Source organism: Paraglaciecola sp. MB-3u-78, assembly GCF_002835935.1.
In the GTDB taxonomy this organism is placed as follows: domain Bacteria; phylum Pseudomonadota; class Gammaproteobacteria; order Enterobacterales; family Alteromonadaceae; genus Paraglaciecola.
On the sequence record NZ_PJCF01000016.1, the window covers coordinates 15,843 to 35,504 of the forward strand.

Genomic DNA, 19,662 nt, shown 5'->3' on the forward strand with positions numbered 1-19,662 from the left:
ATTCTCTGCTTTTTTCATTAGCATCAATGACTAGTGAGAACAAACCCAATGTTGGTTTTTTGTAGGCGAACTTACTAGGATGATTTTCAATTGTTTGTATGTTTGTTTGAGCTTGTGTTTAAATAATTGGCAGTAACTATGGTTGTAGTTATCCCGATTAAAACAACTAAAACAGCAGTAATAGGGAACGAAAATTCAATGGTGATTTTGTTGAAGGGATACTTTCAATTTGTTCAATTTGTTATTTATTTTCTGTAACTTTATATTCTCGTTTTTGTTCTTCCGCAGATTTGTAAAGTGTATAGGCTCCGACTTCTAAAATACTGGCTACACGTTGAATAGAGGAAGGAGCAACAAGACGCTCTCTAAATACTTTACTGACAATATCTTTAGGAGCTGAATCAAGGTTTTCTTTATCTGCAATTGGTTCTGCTAACGATGCTTGAGTTTTGTAACCCGCACTAGCCAGCGCTTCTTCGAGCTTAACTCGAGAAGCGCGGATCCCTCGCTTTCGTTTGCGCGGTGAATTCTGAGCCTCGACTATAATGCAGTCCTTTTTCCTTGTCGTTGATGGTGGGTTAGATATACAAGCATGTTATTCATCGCTGTATGAAAAACATACAGCGTTCAATTGCTTATTACTATTATTGGTTATTTTTTTAAAAAGCCGTTTAAGTGACGACATTCATAGTGAAACGACTTTAACTCTCTAAAAACGAATGTCGGCGTCTTATCTGGTATTATTTTTAGCCGCTATTTTTTCTTTTCACACATCAGCACTAACAATAAATATCACCAGCGACAGCGACACTAAAGCTGCTTCTGCTCCAAAAGTGTATAAGATTTATGTAAGCAACACTGACAAGGTGACCCGTAACAATGTGCAATTGAGGGCCAATGTTCCTTCACAAATGACGTTTTATCGAGACCTATCTTTACCTACAGTTAATGTTTGCAGCAGCACTTGTAGCACAGGTCAAGTACCTCGCTGGGATTTGGGTGATATCGCTGCAGGTCAAACGAAAATCATCCATGCTTTGTATTTTACCAAATCCAATGCATCGGATGAGGATGTGACTATTTCAACTTCAGTAAGTTATGACGGAATATCCTCCTCAATCGACACTGAACAAGGCTTTAGTTTTTCAAATGACGTGTCTTGCGTCATTTAAATTGACACTGACCCTTTTATTCACCAAATAGGCAAAACGCAAGACCTGATAATCATATAGCAATCTCCTACGTGTCGAGCTTAAATTATGTGTTGACCAAAACACTTTTTAAACACAAACACGAGGAGATTGAGATGAAACTATATGGCGGGATTGACTTACATTCAAATAATAGTGTTATTGCGATTAAAGATGACAACGGCAAAGTACTCGTTTGTAAAAAATTGCCTAATGATTGGGAGCTGATACAGCGATTCCTTGAACCATACAAAGAGATGTTAATAGGATTAGTCATCGAGTCGACCTATAACTGGTATTGGCTTGTGGATGCTTTAATAGGCGCCAAGTTCTGTGTTCACTTGGCCAACACGGCGGCTATCCAACAGTACTCGGGGTTAAAGTATGCTGATGATAATAGTGATGCACAATGGTTGGCTGAAATGCTTAGACTTAATATTTTACCTGAAGGGTATATTTACCCTAAAGAGGAACGAGCAGTGCGAGATCTGATGCGCAAACGCATGAATCTGGTACAACAATCAACAGCAAACTTGTTGTCTATTCAGGGCATATACATGCGTCATCTAAGCTACAGGCTCAGTAATAACAAAATAAAACAGCTTACCTGCGAGCAAATAGCACAAGATCATACTGCAAACACAGCACAAGCGGTGACAGCCACCCTCAATGTTATGAATTGTCTTAAAAATGAAATTAAGCAGATTGAAAGTGCTTTATTAGTACAAGTAAAACTAAGAGCTGAATTTAAATCACTGAGTAGCATTGATGGTATTGGCAATATTCTGGCCCTGACTATTATGCTAGAAACAGGTGATATTAAACGCTTTAACAAGCCAGGGAATTATGCCTCCTATTGCCGTTGTATCGGTGGAGCGCGCTATAGCAACGGTAAAAAGAAAGGGGGAAGCAATAGCAAAAATGGCAATAAATATCTGGCATGGGCTTTTGTCGAAGCGGCTAATTTTGCTATTCGCCACAACAAAATAGTCAAAAGCTATTACCAGCGAAAAGCCGCTAAAACGAATCAAATTATCGCTATAAAGACGGTTGCCCATAAGCTTGCAAGGGCCTGTTTTTATGTATTAAGAGACCAGGTGGAATTTGATGCCAATAAAGCTTTTTGTTAACCAGTTTGGCTAAGGTGATGAGTTATACGCGGGGTTGGTAAAACCATTAGACCTGATTAAACCATCACCTTACCCAATCCAATCCAATGAAGTTGAAAAATGAATATGCCCACACTCATAGCTATAACGGGTTGGACTGTCTTTATTAGGCTGAGCCATAGATCTGTTAACGAGTCGTTTCGCGACTCAGAACTGGAATGAGTGTGGCACTAAAAAATGACTGAGGCGAAAGCCAAGAGCAGTAGCCTTCCATGAACACGGCAGGCTACACCGCTTTAATTCAGATGAGTGACTGGTGCGTATTCACACCAACGACGTAATTTTTAGGAGCATATAAATAATCAGCTGCAAAGGATGGAACAAGCACAACGATTTACTTAGTTGAAATAAAACATAAGGGATGACGCATACCTACTTGACCGGAGAGGGCTAATGAGTGACCCCAACACACACAAGACCTGACCCCAACACACAGGCACAACACAGTTTCATTTTTTTGCAGTTTGGCAAAACGCAAGACCTGACCCCAACACACCCATGACCCCAACACACCCACAGTTTGGCAAAACGCAAGACCTGACCCCAACACACATTTTTCACCAAATAGGCAAAACGCAAGACCTGACCCCAACACATGTGACCCCAACACATGATAGCCAACGTTTCAATAAAGAAGCAACTCTGTGAACCCCAGGCATAGTTTCATGAGCTGGTTTATCTGAGCCAAGGTGAACTGTTTTCTTTCTTGAATGCCCCATCTCATTCAATGAGCTATAAGCTTGTGACCCATCAGTACAGATTTTACAGTTAGGTTCAATGACATCACTTATGAATTGTTCAATATTCTTTTTTGTTGCTCTATCTACCTGTCGTAATCTGATGCGACCAAATCCTTTTGGCTCTAATAACTCTATAGCAATTAGAACAACAGATTTTGTTTTATCTTGTTGATTTTCAGTGGAAGTTTTATGAACTATTCCACCAACGAAAGTTTCATCTACTTCAACAATACCAGATAACTTATCTCTTTCTGGGTTTACCATAGCATGGCGTAATCTATGCAGTATTGTCCAAGCCGTTTGGTAACTACCAAGTCCAAGTAAACGTTGCATACCAAGCGCACTGACTCCATTTTTCTGATTTGTTAAATACCAAACAGCAGCAAACCAATTTTTTAGAGGGGTTCTGGTCTTATCAAAAATAGTACCTGCTGTTACAGAAGTTTGCTTACGGCATTTAACACATTTAAATTTATTTTTTGGAAGACTATATGGAACACTTTCGCTAAAACAGTTTGGGCAAATAAAACCATTAGGCCAGCGAAGTTTTTTTAAATAACTTAGGCATGATTGTTCATCGTGAAAGCAGTTCATAAACTGATCCCAGTTTTTAGGGTAATCAATGCCTGCTTTGAGTGATTTGGATTCTTTGCTCATCACTACATATTGACACTGGTTGCTCTAAATGGATAGCCCTTGTTTTTTTACAGTCAGAACGTCTATAGTAGTGCTGAACTATATCCCAAACTGGCTGAGTAATGGGTTGGTTTTGACTAAAGTCGGCAAACAGACCAAAGGGTGTCCTAGGACCATCTCTGCTTGGATCAGCCAGATAACGATCATTGCCAACTACCCACAAAAAGCCAGGCACTGAGTCCTGTGAGCTTATATTTTTGGCGCACAGTGTGCTTAAAAAGTAACGTTCATAATACTCTTTTTGTTGTTGGTACGATTGAGTCACTGGGCTTTGCTCAGTTTCAAGTTTAAAACCAAACTCATCTATCCACAGAGGTTTGTTTATGCCTGATTCGCGGTATATTTGCAGCGCACCGCTTATGACTTGGTGATAATAAGAGTCAGTAGTCTGGTTAACAAGCTTTGGTAAATGCACATAAAGATTGAGTGTCACCACCGAGAGTGTTGGTAGGTTTTGTTTTACCCATTGTAAATAGGTTTGAATATCTTCAGCACTGCGGTAGGTCACAGTATCAAATGAATAGTTTAGTTTTTTCAAATCAGGGTGGGGATGGTTGTCGAAATAATGGAAGACACGTTTTATCCACCTAGCATGATTAACAACTCGGCTTGGCTGAACATCGCCACCCAGCATAACCATGTTTATATTGGTTTTATTAATTTGGCTTAAAATGCTTTCAAAAAACACAATATCATTATCTGCATCAGCAAAGTCTTTTGACCCGCCCAGTACAATTTCAATATTAAAATTAAATTCGGGGCGGGTAAGGAAAGCCAAAAAATGATTAATCGCCTCTACATGCGGTTTGGCGAGTTGCGGATAAACCTCTTGCATATCAAAATTGCAGCGATTTTGGTAAATCTCATAAAAACCTTTACCAATCAGTAAGCGAACCCAATTGACCCCTGATCCTTTAAGTTCTTGTAAGGTATTAATTAAGCGCTTCTCAATGTCAATTGTGGTGCCTTTGCAAGCTTTTTCACCGTGATAAAGTTTTTCAATGAGCTGAGGTAGGTCTTCCTGATCACGGCCATTCAGATAGAATAAACTCACGCCTTTGACAGGCTCTTGCATAAAATCAGGAGAGGAACTGATAGCCGCGTTTTTTGCAGAGGCAATTTTAACTTTATCGAACGTCTCGAAGGCCTGTACTTCTGTCTGTAGAACCAAACTAAATGTCAGCAAAATGAGGTAAAGCTTGGTCATATTATTTTCCTAATGTGTTAGAGGTAAAGCCTTAATTATTGTCAGTTTTTAAACTACATACTTTAAATCGTGAACAAGACCTGCAGTTAAAGAGCAACTCAAATTGGCAATCGCCCTTAGTTTTCCAAGCTAGTTATTTCAATACTAAAGACTTAATTTTACCGACATTATCATCAATTGAGAATGAGGGTGAGCTTATTAAAAACTGAACACAAAGCATGTCTGAATGATGTGATTGACCGAAAAGTGCAAACATTTGTGCGTTTAGGACTAACCCTAAAAGCGAAAATCAATTAGAGTTTTAGAATATTGTTTGAATCACAAACTGGGAGAAAAGATATGTTTGCAGTATACAAAGGTAGAGGGAGCTCACAAGCAGGAGGATTAACAGGCTTTCTTATTCTGATGCTAATTATATTTCAGTCTTCTTTTGCTCATGCTGCAGATAAGCTGATAATTAAGAGCATTAAAGCGCAAAAGACGGCTCACGGCTTAGATTCGAGTTCAAAAACCGGCTTTGCTGCGCTTGGTGCCGCAATTGGCGTTGCGGCTGCATCGGCAGCAGCCCCTGCCACAGCAGGCCTTTCCACCTTTGCTGCAATAAAAGCTGGCGGTAGCGGTGGCGGAGCAGCACTTGCAGCAGCGGATTTATTAGATGGTAAGTATAGTGGCCAAGACGATTTGATTGTGCGGGTCAATGGTAGGAAAGTCTGGCCAATAGGTGTCGGATTCCAGCCAATGAACCCTGGTGAGGAAATTTTTCCAAATATTGAGGCTTCATTTGAATTTGGTGTGCGTATTCAGCTTGTAGAGTATGACTCGGGCAGTGATGATGATGATTTAGGTGCACTGGATATCAGTAGCACGTTTTATGATTTAACCGACCCAGGTGCAGATTATGGAAAAGATCAGGTTATAGTACTGTCTCCTTCAGATGAAGATGGCAGCATTTACCTTATCACCTATGTTGTGTTGCGTAACCAAGGCGACCCATCACAAGTCGTCAAAAGCATGATTTGCGGAACCGCCCAATGTAATGCCTGTTTTAATGCCGCGTGTGTTGGTCAGCAGATATCCCATCTTGATAGGGATGGCGATTTAGAAGATTTAAAGAGTTGCCCTTATCCTTTCGTAACCACTGGTTTTCAAAAATTTCCTCAGTTTATAGTTGATGATGTTTACCTGAGGGTGTGTGGTACGCCTTGTCCAGTATTAGCGCCCACTACTCTGACTGCAAGTTTACCCTCGCCTGGAAGGCCTTTAATCACTTGGAGTCCCATTAGCGAAGCTGATCGTTATTTGGTTACTGAAAAAAATCAATTTGGACAAGTGACGAACAGTTTTTCTACTTTTGAGCCAAGATTTTCGCGTACTCATTCTAAGGCCCCTACGTTTAATCCAGGAACCTATACATACAGCGTAATAGGTATGAATATAGACAGTATCGTTGCTAGCAGAAGTAATGGGACTGAAGGCGTATGTCTAGGTACTGCTAGCAAATCTGTCAGCATTTTTGTTCCCTTAACCCCAGTGTTGGTTGATGTTGAGGTGGAGAGTGAAGATGCAGTTGGCCTTGGCACAGGTACAGTGGACCTCAGTCCAGAGCCGGTAACGGAAATTGGCGGCAAATATTATACACCTGGTCAGGTGGTCACCTTTACCGCAAAAGCAGAAAGCCGCTCAGAATTTGTCGGATGGAGCGGTAACCCACTTTGTTCTGATGATAAATTAACCTGCGACATCACCATTGTGACGGGTGCACCAGTAAATGTGAAAGCCATTTTTAGACCCAAACCTCGCTTGGTTATTTACACTGTGGGCATTTCAAATGCAGCTGATGGAGTAAATGTTTTCCCCAAAGGAAATGTGTGTAACAACGTAGCTTATACATGTTTTGAATATGACACAGGCGACGCTGTGTCAATAGCCGGTATCACAGATGCCAATACAGGCGTGGCATTCGATCGCTGGAGTGGCGATGAAGACTGCAGTGATGGCAGTGTAACAGTGGATAAAAATATTACCTGCACTGCTGTTTTTAAAAGGACCTCTTACGATTTAACCATCACGCCGTCTGCTGGTAGTAAAGTGATCTCAGATACCGGCTCAATTGACTGTGGTGAACTTTGTAGCGCCAGTTACCCGGTGGATGACAGCAGTTTCAAAGTGGTTGAGTTGTTAACTGCCACTATTAATCCTGATTTCACATTTGTTCGCTGGGTTGGTGCCAGCGGTTGTTGGGATGCAAACACCTTGATTAACATTAACGACCCCTTAAAAAGAAGTATAGCTGTGGGGGATAAAGATGTGAATTGCGGCGTTATTGCCGTGCCTGAAGACACGGTTTATGCTCTGACTATTGAAAAGTTAGGAGGGGGGACGGTTAAGGCCGCAGCAACACCCTTTGTTGACTCCTCTGACATTCTTATTTGTCCTGCCGGTCATGCCTGCACGGTAGAGTACCCGGTGAATGCTCAAGTGACTCTTACCGCTAAGGCCACCCGTGGCTCTGAGTTTGTCGGCTTTGAATCATCTGATGTGGGCAGTGACAACTACAGACGAGAAGACGATGACTGTATCGATGGCCAGATCAGTATGATTGAAAGCCTGAGCTGTGTTGCTACCTTTAAAACCAATATTTTGGTCGTCAATGGCGCAGATGATGATAAATCGAAAGAGGATAATGAATATATCGGTGTGCTCAATAATATGGATTCAGTGGATTACGATATCTGGCATATAAAACATCCTACTTCTGGCGATAACACTTTTGATACCACAACAAATCAGCGCCGGGTCGAGCCTAGTGCAGAAGATTTGGCCAATTATGGCCGGGTGATCTGGTATACGGGCAATGCTGGTACAGAACGGGCTGTTGCGTCCCTAAAAGCAGGGCCAAGTGAAGCCGCAGAGGCAAGCTTGGCAAGCTACCTAGATTCGGGTGGATGTTTATTGATGAGCGGTCCAGAGTATTTTAAAGACCGAGGACTCACACCTTTCATGAAAAATTATTTGGGTGTCAGCGGTATCACCGAAGATGTAGAAGCTTCATATATTAAGGGAGCTGGTGATGCCATTTTTGGTTTTGACACACTCACTGAAGAGTCATTTAAAGGCGCAAGTTCAGAAGGGTATTTTCGTTTTCAGGGTAGTTTCCCTCCATACAGTAGTGATGCCTTGATCCCTAACCCGGATATAGCGGATGGTAATATTTTGTTTACTTACCAAGATGATGACTTTGGTAATATTAGAAGCAGAGGTGACGCTGCAATCGCCATAGATACGGGTACTTATCGAGCGGCGTTCTTTGGTTTTCCTTTTCTGGGGATCTCCAGTGGTGAGCGCCAGAATAATACCATGCGCACCTTTCTGGATTTTTGTGGTCGACCTGAAAATGACGATACGTTTGAGGTCAATGATGACTTTGATAGTGCCTCGGAACGCAAAGGCTCTTTTATTCTCGATAATATGAAAGTATTCAAAGGTAATGACGACTACTTTAAGTGGACCTCCGATTTTTATGGTCAAGGAACGCTTGTTTTACAGTTTGATAATTCAGAGGATACCTTTGGCATCGAAATCTATGATAGTCAGTTTTCATCGTTACATCAGACTGAATTTACTACCAGTACTACATTTCCATTAACTAATTTGGACGAGGATGACATTTTTTATATCCGAATCTACGGCGTGGACGAGGCTACTGGTGAATACTCATTAACTATTAGTTATATTGGTGCCCCTGACCGTGATCATGACGGCACACCAGACAGTGAAGATGCGTTACCTGAAGATGCATTCGAGCAGTTTGATAATGATGGTGACTTTATTGGCGACACCGTCGACACCGATGACGACAATGATGGTTTGCCAGATTTATGGGAAATACAGTTTGGATTTGATCCCTTAGTGGCAAACGATGAAGACGCTGATACTGATGCAGATACTTTTACTGATCTTCAGGAGTTTCGCCTAGACACAAATTCGAATGATGCAAGTTCGTTTCCAGTGCCTGCCGCATTGCCGGTGAGCGTTTCAATCAATCAAAGAAAAAACGACGTGGACGGCGACGGTAAATCTGACTTGTTATGGCGCAGTGAAGCCAAAGGCTGGAACTTCTTGTGGTCGATGGATGGAGTAAAAACCAAACAGGCATCACCGATTAATGTGGTGCAGGATGATGGTTGGTTAATGGCGGGTCAGGGCGACTATGACGCGGACGGTAAGTCAGACATCTTGTGGCGCAATACACTCACTGGTCTGAACTTTATCTATCTGATGGATGGCTTGACGATTAAAACCCGTAAGGTGCTCAACTTTGTCGATGCACCGCAGTGGGAGTTGCGGGGCAGTGGTGACTTTAATGGTGACGGTAAAGGGGATGTATTGTGGCGTGATGTGGTGCGAGGGCGCACCCATTTCTTCCTGATGGATGGCCTGAGTATTGGCACTAACCAACCAGGATTGTTGGTCACTGACTTGAACTACAAGATAGTGGCGATAGGGGATATTAACGGCGATGGCACAGATGATGTGATTTGGCGTAATCAAGCTACAGGTGTGAACTATATCTGGATAATGGTAAATGGCCAGATAGCTAGCCGTTATGTGCTCAATACTATTAATGATGATTGGACGATAGCCGGGGCCGGAGATTTGGACGGCGATGGCACCGACGATATCATCTTGCGCAACCAGGTGGATGGCCGTAACTGGGCGTATTTGATGGAAGACGGTCAAATCAAGGCCAGTGAGCTTATCAATACGGTCGGCGATACCAACTGGCAGATAGCCAACATGGGTGATTACGATGGCGATGGCAAGGTGGATATTTTGTGGCGCAATGAAAACGCAGCCAGAAACATCGTGCATCTTATGGATGGGCTATCGGTGCACGCCAAAGGGGTGTTAAGGCCCACCGACAATACTTGGCAGTTGGCGCAATAGCGGGTCAGACGGTTAAAGGATAAAGCAAAGCGCAAAGGTGACTCACCTTTGCGCTTTTTTTTGCCTTGTGCACAGAAAAAATAAGAGGGTGGGTTTAAATAAAGGGGTGTGCCGAAACTGAGCAGTTCACAGGAGAAGCACTCACGATGGCCCTGTTTTTGGATGTTTAATTAACCGACCTGTTGCAGGTTGACCGAAAAGTACAAACATTTGTGGGTTAAGTGCAAACCTTGCAGCGCCTAATAAGGTATGGTTTTTAGAAATACACTAATGATATTCTCCCATCGTTGAGGGGTTTAAACGATATACGTTTTTTCAAGGATAGTTTGACTGAATGCATAAACTGCGCAGCTAAGAAAGTGACAGTGTTCAGGGATAGATTTCATTTTTGTTATGGAGAATGCGTTGGGTATCTGCTGTCGCCAGCCAGACGGGTTTTAGTGTAAGTATTAAGTCGGCCACAGTCGGCGAAATGGTATGAGATTAAGCACATGCTTCCGGTAGGAACTCATGCTTATTTGGTTTAAACATAAGGAGTATTTGGCATGAATTTCTATAAGAAGCGCCAGTCTATGTCGCAATCGTTCAATAAAGTCAGTTTACTGACACTAATTTGTTTGCTGAGCTCGCCAGTGATGGCGGCCACTCCTGGCTTGCCTTTTACCGAAGACTTTTCAGACCAGACATTAATGGATAGCAGTCAAACCACGGCAAATTGGTCTACCGAAGAAAAAGCCGTGGCATTGGCCTGGCATACACAACGCTTGCAGCAATTACCGGATGGCGCTACTCCCCGCAGCGCCCTTGTTGGTACTGACGAGGATGAAACCTTTTCACTCACCCTTGGGGATATCGACGGCGATGGTGACCTTGATGTGCTCGCGGGTAACTTGAATCAAACCAACAAGCTGTACCTGAATAATGGCAGTGGTGGTTTTAGCACGGCTGGCGTAAACATTGGCAGTGAGACGAATAGCACCCTCTCGCTGACCCTTGGGGATATTGACGGCGATGGTGATTTGGATGTGCTGGCAGGTAATGAGGGTCAAACCAACAAGCTATACCTGAATAATGGCAGTGGCAGTTTTAGCACGCTTGGCGTAAACATTGGCAATGAGACGGATAATACCCGTGCGCTCACCCTAGGGGATATCGACGGCGATGGGGATTTGGATGTGCTGGCGGGTAATCTTAATGCAACCAACAAGCTTTACCTAAATAATGGCAGTGGTGGTTTTAGCCCAACGGGCTTGGATATTGGCAATGAGACGGATACCACCCTCGTGCTTACCCTTGGTGATATCGACGGCGATGGTGATTTGGACGTGCTGGCGGGTAATAATGGTCAACCCAACAAGCTGTACCTGAATATTGGCAGTGGCAATTTTAGCGTCGGAGATAATATTAGCAGTGAGGCAGATAATATCGTCGCACTTATCCTTGGTGATATCGACGGCGATGGTGATTTGGACCTGCTGGCGGGTAATTTTAATGCAACCAACAAGCTTTACCTGAATGATGGCAGTGGTGGTTTTAGCGCCGGAAATAATATTGGCAGTGAGGCGGGTAGAACCCTCGCGCTCGCCCTAGAAGATATTGACGGCGATGGTGATTTGGATGTGTTGTCGGGTAATCAGGGTCAAAACACGCTGTATCTGAATAATGGCAGTGGTGGTTTTAGTGAGGCGGGCTTCAACATTGGCAGTGAGACGGATAATACCCGTACACTCACCCTTGGAGATATCGACGGCGATGGTGATTTGGACGTGCTGGCAGGTAATTTTAATGCAACCAACAAGCTGTACCTGAATGCTGGCAGTGGCGGTATTAGCACGGCTGGCTTCAACATTGGCAGTGAGACGGATAATACCCTTGCACTCACCCTTGGAGATATCGACGGCGATGGTGATTTGGACGTGCTGGTGGGTAATCTGGGTCAAAACAAGCTGTACCTAAATAATGGCAGTGGCGGTTTTAGCGAGGTGGGCTTCAATATTGGCGGTGAGACGGATAATACTCGTACGCTCACCCTTGGAGATATCGACGGCGATGGGGATTTGGACGTACTGTTGGGTAATAATGGTCTAAACAAGCTGTACTTGAATGATGGCACTGGCGGCTTTGGCGAGACGGGCGTAAACATTGGAAGTGAGACGGGTAACACCTATGAGCTTACCCTTGGGGATATCGACGGCGATGGTGATTTGGATGTGCTGGTGGGTAATTTCGACCAAGCCAACAAGCTGTATCTGAATAATGGCAGTGGCGGTTTTAGCGAGGTGGGCTTCAACATTGGCGGTGAGACGGATAATACTCGTACGCTCACCCTTGGAGATATCGACGGCGATGGGGATTTGGATGTGTTGGCGGGTAATTTCGGCCAAGCCAACAAGCTGTACTTGAATGATGGCAGTGGCGGTTTTAGCACGGCTGGCGTAAACATTGGCGGTGTGCCGAATAGCACCTTAGCACTTATCCTTGGTGATATCGACGGCGATGGTGATTTGGACGTGCTGGCGGGTAATTATAATGTAACCAACAAGCTTTACCTGAATGATGGCAGTGGTGGTTTTAGCGCCGGAGATAATATTGGCAGTGAGGCGGGTAGTACCCTCACGCTCGCCCTAGAAGATATTGACGGCGATGGGGATTTGGATGTGTTGGCGGGTAATCAGGGTCAAAACACGCTGTATCTGAATAATGGCAGTGGTGGTTTTAGTGAGGCGGGCTTCAACATTGGCAGTGAGACGGGTAACACCTATGCGCTTACCCTTGGGGATATTGACGGCGATGGTGATTTGGACGTGCTGGCGGGTAATTATAATGCAACCAACAAGCTATACCGGAATAATGGCAGCGCCGGTTTTAGTGCCGCGGGCTCAGATATTGGCAATGAGAGCGATATCACCCACTTGCTAACCCTGGGTGATATTGATGGCGATGGTGATTTGGACGTACTGACGGGTAATTATAATGCAACCAACAAGCTGTACCGGAATAATGGCAGTGGTGGTTTTAGCACGCCTGGCGTAAACATTGGCAATGAGGAGGATGAAACCATTTCACTCACCCTAGGGGATATCGACGGCGATGGTGATTTGGATGTGCTAGCGGGTAATAATACAACAGCAACCAATAAGTTATACCTGAATAATGGCAGTGGCGGTTTTAGTGAGGTGGGCGTAAGCATTGGCAGTGAGACGGATAGAACCTGGGCGCTGAGCCTTGGGGATATCGACGGCGATGGTGATTTGGACGTGCTGGCGGGTAATGTTCTCGAAAACAAGCTGTATCTAAATGATGGTAGTGGTGGTTTTAGCCCGACGGGCTTGGATATTGGCAATGAGAGGGATACCACCCTCGCGCTAACCCTGGGTGATATTGATGGCGATGGTGATTTGGACGTGCTGGCGGGTAATTTTAATGCAACCAACAAGCTGTACCTAAATAATGGCAGTGGTGGTTTTAGCCCAACGGGCTTGGATATTGGCAATGAGGGGGATAGCACCCGTGCGCTTACCCTTGGGGATATCGACGGCGATGGTGATTTGGACGTGCTGGCGGGTAATTATAGTCGTCAAACCAACAAGCTGTACCTGAATAATGGCAGTGGCGGTTTTAGCCCGGCGGGCGTAAACATTGGCAGTGAGTTTGATGAAACCTATGCGCTCGTTCTTGGCGATATCGACGGCGATGGAGATTTGGATGTGCTGGCGGGTAATTTTAATCAAAGCAACAAGCTGTACCTAAATGAGGGCAGTGGTAGTTTTAGCACGACGGGCGTAAACATTGGCAATGAGAGGGGTAGCACCCTTGCGCTTACCCTTGGGGATATCGACGGCGATGGGGATTTGGATGTGCTGGATGGTAATAATGGCGCAAACAAGCTGTATCGCCAGGTCAGCTTTATGACGCATGCTGGGCGGGTTGTTTCAAACAAGGTTAATGATACTGAAACCGATATTTTGGCGCTTAGGTTTAATGTCACTCAAACTAGCAACACGCCCACGACGCGCAATACCCGCATCGATTATTATGTATCGAATAATGGTGGTATTCAATGGCATCAGGTCACGCCGGGTCATGTCTTTGCTTTTCCTGATGCGGGCACTGACGATTTGCGCTGGAAAGCCCAATTGCGTTCGCTGTCACCCTCTCGCACGCCTTTATTGTCACAAGTGACGCTTGAGCAAGTTGACCCTGACGATTTGGATGGTGATGGGATTGACAATGAAAATGATGCCTATCCACTTATTTCAATTGGTGATTATGTTGATACCGACAACGACGGTGCACCGGATGAGTGCGATGCGGCTTGTATATCCCTTGGCATGGCAGCTGACACTGACGATGACAATGACGGTGTATTGGATGTAGATGATGCATTTCCTCTTGATCCTACAAAATCGCAAAACACAACTCAGCAAAAAGTCAAAAGCGACGTGGATGGCGATGGTAAATCAGACTTGTTATGGCGCAGCAATGCTAAAGGTTGGAACTTTTTATGGTCGATGGATGGTGTAAAAACCAAACAAGCCAAACCGATTAATGTGGTACAAGATGAAGGTTGGCTGATGGCGGGTCAGGGTGATTATGACGCCGATGGTCATTCGGATATCTTGTGGCGTAATACGCTCACCGGCATGAACTTTATTTACCTGATGGATGGCTTGACGATTAAAACCCGTAAGGTGCTCAACTTTGTCGATGCACCGCAGTGGGAGTTGCGGGGCAGTGGTGACTTTAATGGCGACGGTAAAGGGGATGTATTGTGGCGTGATGTGGTGCGAGGGCGCACCCATTTCTTCCTGATGGATGGTCTCAGTATTGGCACTAACCAACCAGGATTGTTGGTCACCGACTTGAACTACAAGATAGTGGCGATAGGGGATATTAACGGCGATGGCACAGATGATGTGATTTGGCGTAATCAAGCTACAGGTGTGAACTATATCTGGATAATGGTAAATGGCCAGATAGCTAGCCGTTATGTGCTCAATACTATCAACGGGGATTGGACGATAGCCGGGGCCGGAGATTTGGATGGCGATGGTACCGATGACATGATTTTACGTAACCAAGTAGATGGTCGTAACTGGGCGTATTTGATGGAAAGCGGTCAAATCAAGACCAGTGAGCTTATCAATACGGTAGGTATGGGCTGGCAAATTGCTGACATGGGCGATTATGATGGAGACGGTAAGGCAGACTTGTTATGGCGCAATGAAAGCACGGCTAGAAACATCGTGCATCTTATGGATGGGCTATCGGTGCACGCCAAAGGGGTGTTAAGGCCCACCGACAATACTTGGCAGTTGGCTAAGTAAGCTCAATTAGCGGTAAAGCAAACAGGAAAGGTCAGCTCAGTAATATGAGGTGGTCTTGGCCTGGCATTCGCAGCGATTACAGCAATTACCTGATGGTACACAAGCGGGCATTGCCTTTGGACCTTTTAACTTTACAATAATAACAATCGAAACAAGGCTGCAAATAAAATAAAATGAAACGCATACTCAACCTCACTTCACTTCTATTGCTGCTTGTTATCGCACACCCTGCCGCTGCGGTTATAAAAGCACTGTCAGCGATAGATACGCCAGACTTTGCCGTAGGCGTCACTGTCTCGGGCAATTATGCCTATGTCGCTGATTACGAATCAGGTCTACAAGTCATTGATATATCAAACCCCGCTAGGCCAGTAATAGTTGGCACTGTTGATACGCCAGGCATTGCCCTAGGCGTCACTGTCTCGGGCAATTATGCCTATGTCGCTGATGACGAATCAGGTCTACAAGTCATTGATATATCAACCCCCGCTGCGCCAGTAATAGTCGGCAGTATCGATACGCCAGGCTTTGCCCGACGCGTCACTGTCTCGGGCAATTATGCCTATGTCGCTGATATCAACTCAGGTCTACAAGTCATTGATATATCAACCCCCGCTGCGCCAGTAATAGTCGGCAGCATCGATACGCCAGGCGTTGCCCAAGGCGTCACTGTCTCGGGCAATTATGCCTATGTCGCTGATGGCCTTTCCGGTCTACAAGTCATTGATATATCAAACCGCGCTGCGCCAGTAATAGTCGGCACTGTTGATACGCCAGGCGCTGCCCGAGGCGTCACTGTCTCGGGCAATTATGCCTATGTCGCTGATGGCACTTTAGGATTGCAGGTCATTGATATATCAAACCCCGCTGCGCCAGCAATAGTTGGCAGTGTTGATACGCCAGACCGTGCCTATGGCGTCACCGTTTCAAGCAATTATGCCTATGTCGCTGATGGCCTTTCCGGTCTACAAGTCATTGATATATCAAACCCCGCTGCGCCAGTAATAGTTGGCAGCATCAGTACGCCAGGCTTTGCCCAAGGCGTCACTGTCTCGGGCAATTATGCCTATGTCGCTGATGGCACTTCAGGATTGCAGGTCATTAATATCACTTACCCGCAGGAGGACCCTTCAATAGTCGGCGCTGTTGATACGCTAGGAAAGGCCTGGAACGTCACTGTCTCGGGCAATTATGCCTATGTCGCTGATGGCACTTTAGGATTGCAGGTCATTGATATATCAAACCGCGCTGCACCAGTAATAATCGGCAGCATCGGTACACCAGGCTTTGCCGCAGGCGTCACCGTTTCGGGCAATTATGCCTTTGTCGCTGCTGACACTTCAGGATTGCAGGTCATTGATATATCAAACCCCGCTGCGCCAGAAATAGTCGGCAGCATCGATACGCCAGGCGCTGCCTATAGCGTCATTGTCTCGGGCAATTATGCTTATGTCGCTGATTACAGCTTTGGTCTACAAATCATTGATATATCAAACCCCGCTGAGCCAGTAATAGTCGGCACTGTTGATACGCCAGCCTTTGCCTATGGCGTCACTGTCTCGGGCAATTATGCCTATGTCGCTGATGCCCTTTCCGGTCTACAAGTCATTGATATATCAAACCGCGCTGCGCCAGTAATAATCGGCAGCATCGATACGCCAGGCTTTGCCTCAGGCGTCACTGTCTCGGGAAATTATGCCTATGTCGCTGATATCAACAAAGGCCTACAAGTCATTGATATATCAAACCCCGCTGCGCCAGTAATAGTCGGTAGCATCGATATTTATGTCACTGCCTATAGCGTCACTGTCTGGGGCAATTATGCCTATGTCGCTGATGACAACTTCGGGCTACAAGTCTTTGATATATCAAACCCCGCTGCGCCAGCAATAGTTGGCATTGTTCATACGCCAAGCTCTGCTCGAGGCGTCACTGTCTCGGGAAATTATGCCTATGTCGCTGATAACGAATCAGGCCTGCAAGTCATTGATATCATTAATTTTGTGCCCGTGATAGTAGGCAGTGTTGATACGCCAAGCTCTGCCGAAGGCGTCACTGTCTCGGGCAATTATGCCTATGTCGCTGATTCCCGCTCAGGGCTACAAGTCATTAATATATCAAACCCCGCTACGCCAGTAATAGTTGGCACTGTTGATACGTCAGGCTTTGCCCTAGGCGTTACCCTCTCGGGCAATTATGCCTATGTCGCTGATAACTTTTCCGGTCTACAAGTCATTAATATATCAAACCCCGCTGCGCCAGTAATAGTCGGCACTTTTGATACGGCAGGCAATGCCTATCGCGTCACTGTCTCGGGAAATTATGCCTATGTCGCTGATTTCCTTTCAGGTCTACAAGTCATTGATATATCAACCCCCGCTGCGCCAGTATTAGTTGGCACTGTTGATACGCCAGGCGCTGCCCGAGGCGTCACTGTCTCCGGAAATTATGTCTATGTCGCTGATGATAACTCAGGGCTACAAGTCATTAATATATCAAACCCCGCAGTGCCAGCAATAGTTGGCACTGTTGATACGTCAGGCTTTGCCCTAGGCGTCACCCTCTCGGGCAATTATGCCTATGTCGCTGATTACGAATCAGGTCTACAAGTCATTGATATATCAAACCCCGCTGCGCCAGTAATAGTCGGCACTGTTGATACGTCAGGCTTTGCCGAAGGCGTCACTGTCTCGGGAAATTATGCCTATGTCGCTGATAACAACTCAGGGCTACAAGTCATTGATATATCAAACCCCGTTGCGCCAGTAATAGTCGGCAGTATCGATACGCCAGGCGCTGCCGGAGGCGTCACTGTCTCGGGAAATTATGCCTATGTCGCTGATAGATATTCAGGTCTACAGATAATTGGTATATCCGATCTTGCTGATACCGATAGTGATTTAATTGTCGACGGTGATGACAATTGCCCCACGATCGCCAATGGTGATCAAGCAGATTTAGACTTGGATGGTATTGGTGATGTCTGTGACGATGATATTGATGGCGATACAATTAATAACAGCCTTGATGCGTTCTCACTGATAGCCATTGGAGATTATGTTGATACTGATAATGACGGTGCACCGGATGAGTGCGATGCGGCTTGTATATCCCTTGGCATGGCAGCTGATGCTGACGACGACAACGATGGTTATTCAGATGCAGATGATGCGTTCTCACTGATAGCCATTGGAGATTACGTTGATACTGATAATGACGGTGCGCCGGATGAGTGTGATGCGGCTTGTATATCCCTTGGCATGGCAGCTGATGTTGACGACGACAACGATGGTGTATTGGATGTGAACGATGCCTTCCCATTGGATGCAGGCGAGTTTGATATCATCAATTTTGTGCCCACGATAGTCGGCAGTATTGATACGCCAAGCTTTGCCCGAAGCGTCACCGTCTCGGGCAATTATGCCTATGTCGCTGATAGTTTTTCTGGCCTACAAGTCATTGATATATCAAACCCCGCTGCGCCAGTAATAGTCGGCAGCATCGATACGCCAGCCGATGCCAAGGACGTCACCCTCTTCGGCAATTATGCCTATGTCGCTGATGGTTTTTCTGGCCTACAAGTCATTGATATATCAAACCCATCTTTGCCTGTGATAGTAAGCCTTATCGATACGCCAGACTTTGCCCGAGGCGTCACCGTCTCGGGTAATTATGCCTATGTCGCTGATGACGAATCAGGTCTACAAGTCATTGATATATCAAACCCCGCTGCGCCATTAATAGTCAGTACTGTTGATACGCCAGGCGCTGCCCGACGCGTCACTTTCTCGGGAAATTATGTCAATGTCGCTGATGACGAATCAGGTCTACAAGTCATTGATATATCAAACCCCGCTGCGCCAGTAATAGTTGGCACTGTTGATACGCCAGACCGTGCCTTTGGCGTCACCGTCTCGGGCAATTATGCCTATGTCGCTGATTACGAATCAGGTCTACAAGTCATTGATATATCAAACCCCGCTGCGCCAGTAATAGTCGGCACTGTTGATACCTCAGGCTTTGCCGAAGGCGTCACTGTCTCGGGAAATTATGCCTATGTCGCTGATAACAACTCAGGGCTACAAGTCATTGATATATCAAACCCCGCTGCGCCAGTAATAGTTGGCACTGTTGATACGCCAGGCCCTGCCCGAGGCGTCACCATCTCGGGCAATTATGCCTATGTCGCTGATGGTTTTTCTGGCCTACAAGTCATTGATATATCCGGTCTTGCTGATACCGATAGTGATTTAATTGTCGACGGTGATGACAATTGCCCCACCATCGCCAATGTTGATCAAGCAGATTTAGAATTGGATGGTATTGGTGATGTCTGTGACGATGATATTGATGGCGATACAATTAATAACAGCCTTGATGCATTCC

6 protein-coding genes and 1 pseudogene are annotated in these 19,662 nt (G+C 45.4%); 5 read left to right on the forward strand and 2 right to left on the reverse strand.

What is annotated here, in order from left to right:
- Window positions 1-719 precede the first annotated feature (719 nt).
- Both CXF95_RS25855 and CXF95_RS25860 read left to right on the forward strand, forming a co-directional pair.
- Entirely contained in the window at window positions 720-1,172 is a 453-nt protein-coding gene (locus CXF95_RS25855) for a DUF11 domain-containing protein (RefSeq protein ID WP_101201360.1), read from the forward strand.
- 134 nt (window positions 1,173-1,306) lie between these two features.
- Window positions 1,307-2,320 carry an IS110 family transposase gene (locus CXF95_RS25860; protein ID WP_101201361.1) on the forward strand — a complete coding sequence of 338 codons (1,014 nt, stop codon included), beginning with the start codon at window positions 1,307-1,309 and terminating at the stop codon, window positions 2,318-2,320.
- 653 nt (window positions 2,321-2,973) lie between these two features.
- On the opposite strand, the pseudogene CXF95_RS25865 reads toward CXF95_RS25860, so the two are convergent.
- A pseudogene (locus tag CXF95_RS25865) lies at window positions 2,974-3,756 on the reverse strand (IS1595 family transposase); the annotation flags it as partial.
- Entirely contained in the window at window positions 3,719-5,002 is a 1,284-nt protein-coding gene (locus CXF95_RS25870; protein ID WP_101201363.1) for a hypothetical protein, read from the reverse strand. The pseudogene CXF95_RS25865 and the gene CXF95_RS25870, both read right to left, overlap by 38 nt.
- A gap of 339 nt (window positions 5,003-5,341) precedes the next feature.
- Here CXF95_RS25870 and CXF95_RS25875 point away from each other — a divergent pair, with 339 nt between their 5' ends.
- The 3 genes from CXF95_RS25875 to CXF95_RS25885 all read left to right on the forward strand — a co-directional run.
- Window positions 5,342-9,949 (forward strand): FG-GAP-like repeat-containing protein, encoded by a 4,608-nt coding sequence (locus tag CXF95_RS25875; RefSeq protein WP_101201364.1) that lies wholly within the window; start codon window positions 5,342-5,344, stop codon window positions 9,947-9,949.
- Window positions 9,950-10,494: 545 nt separating this feature from the next.
- Window positions 10,495-15,276: a VCBS repeat-containing protein gene (locus tag CXF95_RS25880; RefSeq protein WP_101201365.1), complete on the forward strand. Its 4,782-nt coding sequence runs from the start codon at window positions 10,495-10,497 to the stop codon at window positions 15,274-15,276.
- 173 nt (window positions 15,277-15,449) lie between these two features.
- On the forward strand, window positions 15,450-19,662 hold a 4,213-nt coding region (locus CXF95_RS25885), incomplete at its 3' end, for a thrombospondin type 3 repeat-containing protein (protein ID WP_198556708.1).

Bases quoted from the DNA above. Each gene is read 5' to 3' on its own strand.
- CXF95_RS25875 (WP_101201364.1), top strand. From the start codon at position 5,342: ATGTTTGCAGTATACAAAGGTAGAGGGAGCTCACAAGCAGGAGGATTA.
- CXF95_RS25870 (WP_101201363.1), bottom strand. From the start codon at position 5,002: ATGACCAAGCTTTACCTCATTTTGCTGACATTTAGTTTGGTTCTACAG.
- CXF95_RS25855 (WP_101201360.1), top strand. From the start codon at position 720: ATGTCGGCGTCTTATCTGGTATTATTTTTAGCCGCTATTTTTTCTTTT.
- CXF95_RS25880 (WP_101201365.1), top strand. From the start codon at position 10,495: ATGAATTTCTATAAGAAGCGCCAGTCTATGTCGCAATCGTTCAATAAA.
- CXF95_RS25860 (WP_101201361.1), top strand. From the start codon at position 1,307: ATGAAACTATATGGCGGGATTGACTTACATTCAAATAATAGTGTTATT.